Genomic DNA, 13,545 nt, shown 5'->3' on the forward strand with positions numbered 1-13,545 from the left:
CCTAGTGGAGGTGGTCCCAGCGCACGACCGCCGCCACCTCGGCGGGGTCGAGCGCGGCCACCAGGTCGGTCACCCGGCCGCGGCCGGGCAGCACCGCGGTCGGGTCCAGCGTCGCCCACGGGACCAGCACGAACGCCCGCTCGTGCGCCCGGGGGTGCGGCAGGGTCAGCGCGGGGTCGTCGGAGAGGACCGGCGCGCCGTCGTCCCCCGTCACCGCGACCACGTCGACGTCGAGGGTGCGGGCGCCCCAGCGGACCTCGCGGGTGCGGCCGGCGGCCGCCTCCAGCTCGTGCGCCCGCGCCAGCCAGCCGGTGGCGTCGCGGTCGCCGCGGACGACGGCGACCGCGTTCAGGTACGGCGGCTGCTCGACCGGCCCCCACGGCGGGGTCTCGTACAGCGTGGAGCGCGCGACCAGCACGCCGTCGTCCTTGAGCGCGGTGAGCGCGCTGCGCAGGGCCAGCGCACGGTCGCCGAGGTTGGCGCCCAGGGAGAGGACGGCCCGGGTCATCGGCGGTCGCGCCGGATGGTGACGACGACGTCGTCGAACGGCACCCCGAGCTCCGCCTCGGGCTTGTGGACGGTGATCTCCACCGCGTCCACCAGCTCGTCGGCGAGGCAGACGTCGGCCAGCCGCTGCGCGAGGGTCTCCAGCAGGCTGACCGGCTCCCCCGCCAGCACGCGGTGCAGCCGCTGCGCCAGGTCGGCGTAGTTGACCGTGCGGGCCAGGTCGTCGGTCGCCGCGGCCGCGGAGGTGTCGAGCTCGAGGACGGCGTCGACGCGGAACACCTGGCCCCGCTCGCGCTCGAAGTCGTAGACCCCGTGGTGGGCGTGGGCGCGGATGCCGCGGACGGCGATGCGGTCAGGGGTGGCCACGGCCGGCTCCTCTCGCCGCGCGGACGGCGGCCACCGTGCGGACGGCGTCCACCGAGGCACCGGCGTCGTGGACGCGCACGCCCCACGCGCCGGCCTCCGCGGCGAGCACCGTGGTGGCCAGGGTGGCGGCGTCGCGCTCCTCGGCCGGGCGGGGCTGCCCGTCGGGCCCGGCGAGCAGCTTGCCGAGGAAGGTCTTGCGGGAGGCGCCGACGAGCACGGGCAGGCCGACGGCGACGAGGCGGTCCAGCCCGGCCAGCAGCGCCCAGTTGTGCTCGGCACGCTTGGCGAAGCCGAGCCCGGGGTCGAGCACCAGCTGCGCGGGTGCCACGCCGGCGGCCACGACGTCCTCCACCCGGGCGGTCAGCTCGGCGCACACCTCCGTGACGACGTCGCCGTACTGCGCCGCCGCGTACATCTCGCGGCTGTGCCCGCGCCAGTGCATGAGCACCCACGGCACGCCCGACTCGGCGACCAGGTCGGCCATGTTCTTGTCCGCGAGCCCGCCGCTGACGTCGTTGACCAGCACCGCGCCCGCGCGCAGCGCCGCCTCGGCCACCTCGGCGCGGGTGGTGTCGACGCTGGTGCGCACCCCCGCGGCGGAGAGCTCGCGGATCACCGGGAGCACGCGGCGGCACTCCTCGTCGGCGTCGACCCGGTCGGCGCCCGGCCGGGTGGACTCCCCGCCGACGTCGACGTAGTCCGCGCCCGCGGCGTGCATCGCCATCCCGTGCGCGATGGCGTCCGCCGGGTCGGCGAAGCAGCCGCCGTCGGAGAAGGAGTCCGGCGTGACGTTGAGGACGCCCATCACCAGGCAGCGCCCCGGTCGCGGCAGCGCCGCCGGCGTCACCGGTGCACCCCGCTCACCGGCCGAGGACGAGGCCCATCGCCTCGTTGCGGGTCGCCGCGTTGTCGCGGAAGATGCCGCGGACCGCGGAGGTGACCGTGGAGGAGCCGGGCTTGCGGATCCCGCGCATGGCCATGCACAGGTGCTCGGCGCGGATGACGACCAGCACGCCGCGCGGCTTGAGGGCGTCGTTGAGCGCGTCGGCGATCTGCCGGGTCATCCGCTCCTGCACCTGGGGGCGCCGGGCGTAGACCTCCACCAGCCGGGCCAGCTTGGACAGGCCGGTGACGCGCCCGTCCTCCCCGGGGATGTAGGCGACGTGCGCGACGCCGTGGAAGGGCACCAGGTGGTGCTCGCAGGTCGAGTACATCGGGATGTCCTTGACCAGCACCAGCTCGTCGTGGTCCTCGTCGAAGGTCGTCGCGAGGATGTCGAACGGGTCCTGCCAGAGACCGGCGAAGGTCTCCGCGTAGGCCCTGGCGACGCGGGCCGGGGTGTCCTGCAACCCCGGGCGGTCGGGGTCCTCCCCGACCGCGAGCAGCAGCTCGCGGATCGCCGCCGCGGCCCGCTCCTGGTCGACCCCGGGGGCCGGGGTCAGCAGCTGGTCCTCCGGCTCGGCCGGGATCTCGCTCATCGGTGGGCCCGGCTCACCGCTGGACCGGGGCCCCGACGTCCCCGACGGGGGCCGGGTGCCCCGACCCGTTCTGGCCCGCACGCTCCGCCGGCGTGAGCACCGGGGGCTGGTCCGACGGGGTGCGCTTGCCGAAGCCGTTGTACGGCGCGAGGGCGGGGCGCTTGGCGACCGGCGCGCAGATGCGGGCCATGTCGTCCTTGGACAGCGTCTCCTTCTCGATCAGCTCCAGCACCAGCTGGTCCAGCACCTCGCGGTACTCGACCAGGATCTCCCACGCCTCGTCGTGGGCGGCCTCGATCAGCGCGCGGACCTCCGCGTCGATGTCGGCGGCGACGGCCTCGGAGTAGTCGGGGCGGGACCCCATGTCCCGGCCGAGGAACGGCTCGGACGCGTTGCTGCCGTACTTCACCGCGCCGAGCTTGGCGCTCATGCCGTACTGCGTGACCATCGCGCGGGCCATGGCGGTGGCCTTCTCGATGTCGTTGCCGGCGCCGGTGGTCGGCTCGTGGAAGACCAGTTCCTCGGCCGCGCGCCCGCCGAGGGCGTAGGCGAGGGTGTCGATCATCTCCGAACGGGTCTGGGTGTACTTGTCCTCGGTCGGCAGCACGAGGGTGTGCCCCAGCGAGCGGCCGCGCGGCAGGATCGTCACCTTGTGCACCGGGTCCAGGTTGGGCAGTGCGTGCGCCACCAGGGCGTGCCCGCCCTCGTGGTAGGCGGTGACCTTCTTCTCCTTCTCGCTCATCGCCCGCGTCTTGCGCTCGGGGCCGGCGATGACGCGGTCGATCGCCTCCTCGAGAGTGGCGTCGGTGATCAGCGAGCCGTTGTTGCGGGCGGTCAGCAGCGCACCCTCGTTGAGCACGTTGGCGAGGTCCGCGCCGGTGAAGCCGGGCGTGCGGCGGGCGACGGTCTCCAGGTCGACGTCGGGCGCGAGCGGCTTGCCCTTCGCGTGCACCTCGAGGATCTTCTTGCGGCCCTCGAGGTCGGGGCGGTCGACGGCGATCTGCCGGTCGAAGCGCCCCGGGCGCAGCAGCGCCGGGTCGAGGACGTCGGGCCGGTTCGTGGCGGCGATCAGGATGACGCCGCCCTTGACGTCGAAGCCGTCCATCTCGACGAGCATCTGGTTCAGCGTCTGCTCGCGCTCGTCGTGGCCGCCGCCCATGCCGGCGCCGCGCTGGCGCCCGACGGCGTCGATCTCGTCGACGAAGATGATCGCCGGGGAGTTCTCCTTGGCCTGGGTGAACAGGTCGCGGACCCGGCTGGCACCGACGCCGACGAACATCTCGACGAAGTCCGACCCGGAGATGGAGAAGAACGGCACGCCGGCCTCACCGGCCACGGCGCGGGCGAGCAGGGTCTTGCCGGTGCCGGGCGGGCCGAACAGCAGCACACCCTTGGGGATCTTCGCGCCGACGGCCTGGAACTTCACCGGGTTGGCGAGGAACTCCTTGATCTCGTGCAGTTCCTCGATCGCCTCGTCGGCACCGGCGACGTCGGCGAACGTCGTCTTCGGCATGTCCTTGGTGATCTGCTTGGCCTTGGACTTGCCGAAGGCCATGACGCCGCGGCCACCGCCCTGCATCGAGTTGAACAGCCAGAACAGCAGCAGGAGCAGGATGAGGAACGGCAGGAAGCTGATCAGCAGGCTGGTCAGGAGGCTGTCCTGCGTGACGTTGGTGTCGAAGTCCTCGCCGTCCTGCGCGCGCAGGAGGTCGACGATGTCGCCCTCGACCGCCACGGGGTAGGACGTGACGACCTCGGTGCTGCCCTCGACCTCGTCGGCCAGGTCGAGCTCGAGCGTCTGCTCCCGGGTGTTCAGCGTCGCCGACTCGACGTTGCCGCTCTCGATCTGCTCGAGGGCCGTCGAGGTGGTGATCTCCTGGCGGCTGCCCTCACCGCTGAACAGCGACGAGACCGTCAGGGCCAGCAGGATGACCAGGACGACCCAGAACCACACGGAGCGGAAGATCTTCTTGCGTTCCATACACCGATGCCGGGCGCCGTGGGGCGCCCGTCGACCCTCCTGATCGTCCCGGGGACGCCTCGAACGGCCCGGGTACGGACCCCGGCGCTCGGGTGCAGCGTCGTCGGGATCGACGGTACACCGGTGCACCTGTGGATCTCCTGCGCGCGAGCTGGCGACGCACCCGCCCGAGCGATGCCGTCGGCGCCCCGAGCGGGCGGCCGGAGGCTGCCCCGAGGGGCGCCGAGGACGCGCCGGACGAGAGCCGGGCACGGCAACCCGGCCGCGGCACCCCGAGGCGAGCCGCCCCGCGAGGGTCGCGCCGGGTGACGGGCCCGGAGGGTCCTCACCCGGTGCGACGGGAGGGCTCAGCTCAGCAGGGGGACGGCACCTGGCCGCGGTGCGGTCCGGAGGACCGCGATCTCACGCGTACACCTCGGGCTTGAGCGTGCCGATGTAGGGCAGGTCGCGGTAGCGCTCGGCGTAGTCCAGGCCGTAGCCGACGACGAACTCGTTGGGGATGTCGAAGCCGACGTACCGGACCGGCACCTCGACCTTGACCGCGTCGGGCTTGCGCAGCAGCGCGCAGACCTCCAGCGACGCCGGTGACCGGCTGCCCAGGTTCTTCAGCAGCCAGGAGAGCGTCAGCCCGGAGTCGATGATGTCCTCGAGCACGAGCACGTGCTTGCCGGTGATGTCGCGGTCGAGGTCCTTGAGGATGCGCACGACACCCGAGGAGCTGGTGGAGGACCCGTAGGACGAGACCGCCATGAACTCCATCTGGGTGGGCAGCTGGAGGGCGCGGGCGAAGTCGCTCATGAAGAGCACCGCGCCCTTGAGCACGCCGACGAGGAGAACCTCCCGGCCCGCGTAGTCGGCGGCGATGGTCGCGGCCAGCTCGGCGATCTTCTCGCGGATCTGCTCCTCGCTGAGCAGGACGTGGTCGATGTCCGGGCCGTAGCCGTGGTCGGGACCGAGTGCGCCGGGCGTGCTGGCAGGCTCCGTCACGGAGTGAGCTCCTCGTGGGGTGCGGGTCCGGGGGTGCCGCGCCGGTCCCCCGGCGGCAGCAGCACCAGGGTGCCAGACGCCCGGACGACACCTGCGCCGCCGGGTAGGTGGACGGTGCCCTGGCCGCGCCAGCCGGTGACCAGGCTCTCCACGGCACGCAGGTGCACCGCCTGCAGGTCGGGGACGCCGGAGCCGCTCAACCAGCCGCGGAGCACCCGCCGGCGCAGGGCGGCCGGCAGCGCCGCCAGCGGCTTCGCGGGCAGCCCGCCGTCGCCGCACCCGGCCGCCAGCCGGGCGAGCTCCGCGGCCGCCAGGGCGTCGAGGGCGTCGAGGTCCTCCCGGAGCAGTTCCGCGGTGCGGGCCAGCGCGGGCGCCACCCCGCCGCCGAGCACCTCCTCCAGCAGCGGCAGGGCCTGCGTGCGCAACCGCACCCGCGTGTAGGCGGGGTCGGCGTTCCACGGGTCGTCCCACACCGGCAGGCCCTGGTCCGCGCACGCCTGCCGGGTGGTGGCGCGGCGGATGCCGAGGAGCGGCCGCCACCAGGCGACGCCGTCGGCGGCCCGCTCGGGCACCATCCCGGCGACCGACCGGGGGCCCGAGCCGCGGCCGAGCCCGAGGAGGACGGTCTCGGCCTGGTCGTCGAGGGTGTGGCCCAGCGCGATGCGGGCGCCGTGCTCGCGCGCCGCGGTCGCCAGCACGGCGTGGCGGGCGGTGCGGGCGGCCCCCTCCGGGCCGCCGTCGTCGCCCACCCGGACGGTCAGCACGAGCACGGGGGCCAGGCCCAGCCCGCGCAGCAGCGCGGCGGTGCTCTCCGCGCGCGCCGCCGAGCCGGCCTGCAGGCCGTGGTCGACGGTGACCGCACCGACGCGGGCTCCCGCGGCGCGGGCCTCGAAGGCGAGCGCGGCGGCCAGCGCCACCGAGTCCGCTCCCCCGCTGCACGCGGCGAGCACCGGCCGGTCGTCGCCGCGCAGCCCGTCGCGGACCGCGCGCCGCACCTCCGCGACCGCGCGGGGAGGTCCGGCCACCGGGCTCAGGCGGGCAGGGCGGGGCGCCCGAGCACCCGCTCGACCCACAGGTGCGGCGCGGTGAGCTCCTCGATGAGCGGCAGGTTCGCCGGGCCCTCCCAGACCCGGTTGAACCCCTCCATGCCGGCGAGCTCGACGACGCCGCCGACGAAGTGCCGCCCGTCGGCGTACTGCTTCATCTTCTGCTCGAGGCCCAGCAGCCGGCGCAGCACCCGGTCCAGCGGCCCGCGGCCCTTGCGGCGCTGGGCGAACCGCTTGCGCAGGGTGCGCACCGAGGGCACGACGTCCGGGCCGACGCCGTCCATGACGTACTCGGCGTGCCCCTCGACGAGGCTCATCACCGCGGTCACCCGGTCCAGGACCTCCCGCTGCCGGGGGTCGCGGACCAGCGCCATCAGCCCCTCGGGGGCGCCGTCCCCGCCGCCCCGCACCGCGTCGGCGAGGCTGCGCAGCAGGTCCTGGAGCCGCTCGCGCAGCACGTCCGGGGCCAGGTCGGTGGCGGCGACGAACTCCGCGACCTGCTCCTCGAGGTAGTCGCCCAGCCACGGGACGCCGGTGAACTGGAGCTGGTGGGTGACCTCGTGCAGGCAGACCCAGAGGCGGAAGTCCGAGGGGTCGACGCCCAGCTTCCGCTCGGTGGCGACGATGTTCGGCGCCACCAGCAGCAGCCGGCCACCGGTGCCGAAGATCTCGTACTGGCCCAGCACCCGCGACGCGAGGAAGGCCAGCAGTCCGCCGGCCTGGACACCGGTGGCCCGTGAGCCGATGGCGGTGGCGAGAGCGCCGGGGCGGTGGCCCGTGCGCTGGGCGAGCTTCTCGACCAGCGGGTCGAGCAGGGTCGCCATGCCGCGGGCGTTGGCGTCGGCCCAGCCCGGCCGGTCGACCACGGCGACCTCGGGGACCGGGCCCCCGGGGACCGGCCGCAGCCCGGTGAGCTCCTCGACGTGCGCGACGGCGGTGGCGGCGGCGCGGTGCAGCTCGGCGACGACCGCGGCGGCCTCCTCCCGGGTGGTGCTCGGGCCGCCGCTGACCAGCCGGCGGGCCGTGCGTCCGGCCAGGTCCCAGTCGACCATCGAGGAGGCGCTGCTCATCGCTCCACCGTACGGCCATCCTCCAGGGGCCCGCGCCGAGCGAGCGAGGCGTGGGGGGACGGGTGGTCCCCTAACAGCCGCAGGCGGCGAGGGTGGCGGCGAACTCGTCGAGCGCGGCCTCGGCCGCCAGTTCGCTGCCGGTCGCCTCGTCGGCCACCACGGCGAAGGCCAGCAGCCGGCCGTCCGCGGTGACCACGGTGCCGGCCAGCGCGTTGACGCCCAGGAGCGTGCCGGTCTTGGCGCGCACCGTGCCCGGGGCGGTCGCCGGGTCGTCGTCGCCGCGGTCGGCGAGCGTGCCGTCGTAGCCGGCCACCGGCAGGCCGGGCAGCAGCCCGGCGGCCTCGCCGAGGCTGCCGTCGGCGGCGCCGCCCACCACCGCGGTGAGCAGTTCGGCGGTCACCACGTTCTCCCGCGACAGCCCGCTGCCGTCGGCCAGGGTGATGCCGGTGACGTCGAGGCCCAGCTCGTCCAGCGCCTCGACGACGGCCTGCGCCGCCCCGTCGAAGGTGGCCGCCTCGTCCCGCGCGAGCGCGACGTGCCGGGCCAGCACCTCGGCGAGCACGTTGTCCGACTGCGACAGCGCCTGCTCGACCAGACGGGCGACCGGCGCGGACTCCACGGTGCCGAGGGTGCGGGCGCCGGCCGGGGCCTGGCCGAGCACCACCGCGGCACCGGGCGCGCCGAGGGCGTCGGCCAGGGCGGCGCCGGCGTCCAGGCCGGGCTGGCCGCTGCGCGCGAGCGCCCCGGGGCTGACTCGCGCGCCGTCGACGGCGGTGGCGGTGATCGGTGCGGCGTAGCTGGAGGGTGCATCGCCCGGGCCCCAGCCACTGGCGGTCAGCGGCCCGCTGAACAGCGAGCTGTCGACGACGACGCGGGTGACGGCGGTGCCGGCCGGGAGCGCGGCCACGACCTGGGTGGCGAGGTCGGCCATCGTCGGGGCGCCGGGGTAGCTCTGCGACGGCTCGGTGCGCGACAGGGTCGGGTCCCCACCGCCCACGAGCACCACCTCGCCGGGCGCGGAGCCGGCGACCACCCGGGTCTCGAACGTCGCGGCGGGGTCCAGGGTGGTGAGCGCGGCGGTGGCGGTGAGCAGCTTGGCGGTGGAGGCGGGCGTCAGCGGAGCGCCGGCGTCCCGGTCGTACAGGACCTCACCGGTGGCGACGTCGACGACCTGCGCCGTCGTGCCCGGCCCGAGCGGCGGGCCGGTGACCAGCGGGGTGAGCGCGGCCTCGAGGGCGGCCGGGTCGGGCACCGGCGCATCGGCGGAGAGCGCGGCCAGGACGGGCTCGGCGTCGCCGAGGTCGGGCAGCACGGCGTCCGGGACGGCGACGGCGTCGTCCCCGGCACCGGCGTCGGTCCCCAGGAAGACACCCAGCCCGATGCCACCGCCGACGAGCAGCGTGACGAGCAGGGCGATGCCGGTGATCATCCGCCGCCGGAAGCGGCCGTAGTTGGCCGTGACGATCGTCGAGCCGCTCGACGAGATGGTGCCCACCCCCCAGAAGGGGGCCTGCGCCGACCGCGCAGCCCCCCGTGGGCCACACTACGTGCGTGCAGTTCGACGTGACGGTAGAAATCCCGAAGGGCCAGCGGAACAAGTACGAGCTGGACCATGAGACCGGACGCATCCGCTTGGACCGGATGCTGTTCACCTCCACCCGCTACCCGGCGGACTACGGCTACATCGAGAACACCCTGGGGCAGGACGGCGACCCGCTGGACGCCCTGGTGATCCTCGAGGAGCCGACGTTCCCCGGGTGCCTGGTGACGTGCCGGGCCATCGGCATGTTCCGCATGACCGACGAGGCCGGAGGGGACGACAAGGTCCTCTGCGTGCCGGCGACGGACCCGCGGGTGGCGCACCTCAAGGAGATCGAGGACGTGTCGGAGTTCGACCGCCTCGAGATCCAGCACTTCTTTGAGACCTACAAGGACCTCGAGCCGGGCAAGTCGGTCGAGGGTGCCGAGTGGGTCGGCCGCGAGGCCGCCGAGGACGAGATCCGGGCCTCGATCGAGCGCGCCAAGAACGGTTCCGCGCACCACTGAACCCCCGCCCGGGCTCAGAACCGGGCGCCGGACGCACCGATGGCGGCACATCCCCCGGGGGACGTGCCGCCATCAGCCGTACCCGCGACCGGGACCGCGCAGCGTGCCCGGCCCGGGACGACGACGGGCCCGTCCAGGTGGACGGGCCCGTGCTGTGCGAGCCGCCTGTCGGAATCGAACCGACGACCTTCTCATTACGAGTGAGATGCTCTACCGACTGAGCTAAGGCGGCGAACTGCCCGCACAGCCTACGACACGGTCCCCGCCGGGACGGCGCAGGGGTGGCCCTCCCGGAGCGCCCGGCGCGGGCGCCACGGCCGGCGGGTGCGGTGGCTCAGGACGGCAGGCGCAGCGCGACGGTGAGCGCCTCGAGGGCGACCTGCGGCTTCACGTTCTGCTCCAGCGCCGTGCGGCAGGCGAGGACGGCGTCGATGCGGCGCAGCGCCCCTTCCGCCCCGATCCGGCGGGCCAGCTCCTCGGCGTCGGCGCGGCGGTCGGGGTGGTTCAGCTGCAGGTCGGTCCCGGGCGCGGCGTCGAGGACCAGCGCGTCGCGGTAGAGCCCCGCGAGGTCGACCAGGGCGCGGTCCAGGGAGTCGCGCCCGAGGCGGGTCGCCCGCGACTTCTGCCGCTTCTCCAGCTCCTTGAGCTGGCCGGCGCCACGGCTGGCGGCGGCGACACCCGGCCCGCGCGCGCCGACCCCGAGGCTCGCCTTGACCGCCTCGGTCTCGGCGCCGTCCAGGGCGGCGGAGGCCTCGTCGGCCTCCTCCTTCGCCGCGCCCACGAGGTCGTCGGCGGCGTCCAGGCAGGCGGCGAGCGAGACCAGCCGCAGCGGCACGTCGAGCACCGCCTTGCGGGCCAGCCGGGCCGTCTCGTCCCGCGCCAGCCGCCGGGCCCGGCCCACGTGCCCGCCGGAGGCGGCGGCCGACCAGGACGCCAGTGCGGGGTCGATCCCGTCACGGCGCACCAGCACGTCGGCGACGGCGTCGACCGGCGGAGTGCGCAGTCCCACGACCCGGCACCGGGACCGGATGGTGACCGGCACGTCCTCGGGGTGCAGGCTGGGCGCGCACAGCAGGAAGACCGTGCGCGGCGGCGGCTCCTCGAGCATCTTCAGCACGGTGTTGGAGGCCTGCTCGGTCATCCGGTCGGCGTCCTCGACGACCACCACCTGCCAGCGCCCCTGCGAAGGCGCCCGGCCGGCGATGCGCACCAGCTCGCGCACCTCGGCGACGCCGATGGAGAGCCCCTCGGGGACGATCCGCTGGACGTCGGCGTGCGTCCCGGCCAGCACGGTGCGGCAGGCGTGGCAGGTGCCGTCCCCGCCGTCGGGGCACTGGAGCGCCGCGGCGAAGGCCCGCGCGGCCACGGACCGCCCGGAGCCCGGCGGCCCGGTGAACAGCCAGGCGTGGGTCATCGCCGTGGGATCGGCGATCGCCGCCCGCAGCTCGGCGACCACGGCCGGCTGCCCGATCACCTGCGTCCAGACGCCCTCCTCGGGCGCCACCACCGGGGCGGTCACGGGTGCAGCTGCGGCGTGGCGCCGGTCTGGGCGTGCGGGTGGTGCGCGTGGGCACCGCTCCCGCCGTCGTGCCGCGGCTCCCGGACGGCGTGCGGCTGCGCGGGCGGCGGGGCGGGGGTCTGCAGCGGCAGCCCGGAGAGCAGCTCGGCGACCCGCACCCGGATGGCCGCGGCGAGCTCGTCGGGCGACCGCCGGGCGTCGAGCACCAGGTAGCGGTCGGGCTCGGCCTCGGCGAGCTCCTGGAAGGTCCGCCGCACGCGCTGGTGGAAATCCAGCGACTCCGACTCCAGCCGGTCGGCGGCGGCGCGGCCACGGGCCCGGGCGAGGCCCACCTCGGGCGGCAGGTCGAGCAGGACCGTCAGGTCGGGCCGCAGCCCCTGAGCGGCCCAGCGGGAGAGCATGCGCACGTCGTCCAGCGGGATGGTGCGCCCGGCGCCCTGGTAGGCCAGCGAGCTGTCGATGAACCGGTCGGTGATCACGACCTCGCCGGCGTCGAGCGCGGGGCGCAGCACCTCGTGCACGTGCTGGGCGCGGTCGGCCGCGTAGAGCAGCGCCTCGGCCCGCGGGGCGATGCCCACCTGGGCCCGGTCGAGCACGATCGAGCGGATGCCGGCCCCCGGCGGGGTGGCGCCGGGCTCGAAGGAGGCCCGGGCGGTCAGCCCCTCGTCGGCGAGCCACTCCTGCAGCCGGCGCACCTGGGTGGACTTGCCGGCCCCCTCGCCGCCCTCGAAGGCGATGAGCACGCCGCCGCCGGCCAGCCGGCGGCGGGCGGTGGTGTCGCGGCGCAGCGCGGTGACGACGTCGGCCCACAGCGGGATGGGGCGGCGGTCGTCCATCTGGCGGTAGGCGACCAGCCCGACGCCGACGGCGAGCAGACCGGCGGCGAACAGCATGATGCGCTCGCCGGAGAGCGGCAGCGCGACGGCGCCGAGGTCCAGTTCCTGCCGCCCGATCAGGCCCACCCCGATCGGCACGAGGGCCAGGGAGACGATCAGCGCGGCGCGGACCAGGGACTGCACGATCGCGAAGGTGCGGCCCCGGATCGAGTCCTCGACCTCGGTGCCGATCAGGGTGATGCCGGCCAGGAACGCCATGCCGGCGAAGAAGCCCATGACGACCACGAGCAGCAGCGATATCCACAGCGCGATGGACCAGGACAGCAGCACCACCACCACCCCGGCGCCGACGATCGCCAGCCCGAAGATGCGCTCGCGGGCGAGGTCGCGGGCCACGCTGGGGCCGATGCCGATGCCCAGCCCCAGGCCCACGAAGACGGCGCCGAACAGCAGGCCGTACGCCGCCTCGCCGCCCCCGAGCACGTTGACGTAGGCCTGCCCGGTGGCGATGATCGCGCCCGCCGCGACGAAGGCCCCGGTGATGCCCACGACCAGGCCCCGGATCAGGCGGGTGTGCCCGGCGAAGGAGAAGCCCTTGACCAGCGAGCCGAGGAAGCTCTCCTGCTGGCCGACGACCGCCCCCTCCGCCCGGCGGCCGCTGATCGACGGCAGGTTCCAGATGACGAAGGCCGCGACCAGGAAGGTGAGCGCGTTCAGGTAGAGGGCGAGGTCCACCTCGTCCACCCCCGGCAGCACGCCGCTGAGCTCGCCCCCCACGCTGGTGAGCAGGGCGAACACGATGGCGGCGAGCACCGGCGTCAGCCCGTAGGTCGTCACCAGCGACAGCTGGTTGGCCGGCTCGAGCTGGTCCTTGCGCAGCATGTTGGGGACGGCGGCGTCCTTCGCCGGGATCCAGAACAGGCTGAAGGCCTCGATGACGAACTGGGCGATGAACAGCCAGATCAGGTTGTCGACGATCGGGATCGAGGCGAACAGGCCGAACCGGAGGATGTCGGTGACCACCATCGTCTTCCGGCGGTCGAACCGGTCGGCGAACGCCCCCGCCACCGGCCCGAGCACGATGGCCGGGAGCAGCCGGAAGAGCAGGACGCCCGCGAGCGCGAAGTTCTGCGCCGCGTAGTCGTCGAAGGTCATCGTGGCGGTCACCGTGATGGCGAGCAGCCCGAGCCAGTCGCCGAAGCTGGACAGCAAGGTGGACAGCCACAGCTTGCGGAAGTCGGGCACCCGCAGGACCGCGCGGATCTTCGCCGCCGTACCCACCGCGCCGGGACCGTCCGCGCCGGGGGCGCCCTCGGCCGGGGTGCCTGCGGCGGAGGTGCCCGCACCCGAGGGCGCGGCCTCCTCCCCCACGTCGGTCAGCGGCGGACCCGCCGACGGGGGCACCGGTGTGCCGGCGGGCGGCAGACCGTCGCCCGGGGCAGCACCGACAGCCCCGTCGGACGGGGGTACCGGGGGCGTCGGCTCAGCCGGAATCGCGGGCTCCCAAGGTCGGAGGGCGCCAGGGCGGAGCGGGCCCCAGCGGGGCAACGGTACCGGTCGGGCGGGACGATTCCGGCCCCTCGCCGCCCGGTCGGGTCAATCCGTCACCCGCGGTCCGCCCGCCGGCCACCCGGCACTCCTGGGTCGGCGGTGGGCGCGGATGCGCGGCGCTCACGCCGCGGACCGCGCATCGGCGCGCACCGACGGTC

12 protein-coding genes and 1 tRNA gene are annotated in these 13,545 nt (G+C 75.1%); 1 reads left to right on the forward strand and 12 read right to left on the reverse strand.

Translation table 11 applies throughout. The features are described 5' to 3' along the window. Window position 1: 1 nt before the first annotated feature. The 9 genes from folK to dacB all read right to left on the reverse strand — a co-directional run bounded on the left by folK (window position 2) and on the right by dacB (window position 8,930). The gene (gene folK, locus E9549_RS02225) at window positions 2-508 is read right to left on the reverse strand and encodes a 2-amino-4-hydroxy-6-hydroxymethyldihydropteridine diphosphokinase (protein WP_236824941.1); all 507 of its coding nucleotides are present in this window, start codon (window positions 506-508) and stop codon (window positions 2-4) included. Next, a complete protein-coding gene (gene folB, locus E9549_RS02230) occupies window positions 505-873 on the reverse strand; it encodes a dihydroneopterin aldolase (protein ID WP_236824942.1) in 369 nt (122 codons plus the stop codon). The genes folK and folB overlap by 4 nt, the downstream gene beginning before the upstream one ends. Further along, on the reverse strand, window positions 860-1,720 hold the full coding sequence (folP, locus tag E9549_RS02235; RefSeq protein ID WP_236824943.1) for a dihydropteroate synthase: 861 nt from the start codon (window positions 1,718-1,720) through the stop codon (window positions 860-862). The genes folB and folP overlap by 14 nt, the downstream gene beginning before the upstream one ends. A gap of 13 nt (window positions 1,721-1,733) precedes the next feature. After that, window positions 1,734-2,351, reverse strand: coding sequence for a GTP cyclohydrolase I FolE (folE, locus tag E9549_RS02240; RefSeq protein WP_236824944.1), 618 nt, complete (start codon window positions 2,349-2,351; stop codon window positions 1,734-1,736). A gap of 13 nt (window positions 2,352-2,364) precedes the next feature. Next, the gene (gene ftsH, locus E9549_RS02245; RefSeq protein ID WP_236824945.1) at window positions 2,365-4,332 is read right to left on the reverse strand and encodes an ATP-dependent zinc metalloprotease FtsH; all 1,968 of its coding nucleotides are present in this window, start codon (window positions 4,330-4,332) and stop codon (window positions 2,365-2,367) included. A gap of 402 nt (window positions 4,333-4,734) precedes the next feature. Continuing rightward, window positions 4,735-5,319 carry a hypoxanthine phosphoribosyltransferase gene (gene hpt, locus E9549_RS02250; protein ID WP_374201390.1) on the reverse strand — a complete coding sequence of 195 codons (585 nt, stop codon included), beginning with the start codon at window positions 5,317-5,319 and terminating at the stop codon, window positions 4,735-4,737. Beyond that, the gene (tilS, locus tag E9549_RS02255; RefSeq protein WP_236824946.1) at window positions 5,316-6,344 is read right to left on the reverse strand and encodes a tRNA lysidine(34) synthetase TilS; all 1,029 of its coding nucleotides are present in this window, start codon (window positions 6,342-6,344) and stop codon (window positions 5,316-5,318) included. The genes hpt and tilS overlap by 4 nt, the downstream gene beginning before the upstream one ends. Before the next feature lie 5 nt (window positions 6,345-6,349). Continuing rightward, complete coding sequence (locus E9549_RS02260) at window positions 6,350-7,435, reverse strand: zinc-dependent metalloprotease (protein ID WP_236824947.1); 1,086 nt, start codon at window positions 7,433-7,435, stop codon at window positions 6,350-6,352. 70 nt (window positions 7,436-7,505) lie between these two features. Then, window positions 7,506-8,930, reverse strand: coding sequence for a D-alanyl-D-alanine carboxypeptidase/D-alanyl-D-alanine-endopeptidase (dacB, locus tag E9549_RS02265; RefSeq protein ID WP_236824948.1), 1,425 nt, complete (start codon window positions 8,928-8,930; stop codon window positions 7,506-7,508). 56 nt (window positions 8,931-8,986) lie between these two features. On the opposite strand from dacB, the gene E9549_RS02270 reads away from it, so the two are divergent. After that, window positions 8,987-9,481 carry an inorganic diphosphatase gene (locus E9549_RS02270; RefSeq protein ID WP_236824949.1) on the forward strand — a complete coding sequence of 165 codons (495 nt, stop codon included), beginning with the start codon at window positions 8,987-8,989 and terminating at the stop codon, window positions 9,479-9,481. 159 nt (window positions 9,482-9,640) lie between these two features. Here the strand turns inward: E9549_RS02270 and E9549_RS02275 are convergent. From E9549_RS02275 to tmk, 3 genes are all read right to left on the reverse strand, one after another. After that, window positions 9,641-9,713: transfer RNA gene (locus E9549_RS02275), tRNA-Thr, on the reverse strand. A gap of 102 nt (window positions 9,714-9,815) precedes the next feature. Then, complete coding sequence (locus E9549_RS02280; RefSeq protein WP_236824950.1) at window positions 9,816-11,000, reverse strand: DNA polymerase III subunit delta'; 1,185 nt, start codon at window positions 10,998-11,000, stop codon at window positions 9,816-9,818. Then, complete coding sequence (gene tmk / locus E9549_RS02285; protein WP_236824951.1) at window positions 10,997-13,240, reverse strand: dTMP kinase; 2,244 nt, start codon at window positions 13,238-13,240, stop codon at window positions 10,997-10,999. The genes E9549_RS02280 and tmk overlap by 4 nt, the downstream gene beginning before the upstream one ends. Between the last annotated feature and the right edge of the window lie 305 nt (window positions 13,241-13,545).

The sequence above is a fragment of the Blastococcus sp. MG754426 genome (assembly GCF_021699055.1).
In the GTDB taxonomy this organism is placed as follows: Bacteria; Actinomycetota; Actinomycetes; order Mycobacteriales; family Geodermatophilaceae; genus Blastococcus.

Coding starts and splice junctions, on each gene's coding strand:
- ftsH (WP_236824945.1), bottom strand. CDS start 4,332: ATGGAACGCAAGAAGATCTTCCGCTCCGTGTGGTTCTGGGTCGTCCTG.
- folK (WP_236824941.1), bottom strand. CDS start 508: ATGACCCGGGCCGTCCTCTCCCTGGGCGCCAACCTCGGCGACCGTGCG.
- E9549_RS02260 (WP_236824947.1), bottom strand. CDS start 7,435: ATGAGCAGCGCCTCCTCGATGGTCGACTGGGACCTGGCCGGACGCACG.
- folE (WP_236824944.1), bottom strand. CDS start 2,351: ATGAGCGAGATCCCGGCCGAGCCGGAGGACCAGCTGCTGACCCCGGCC.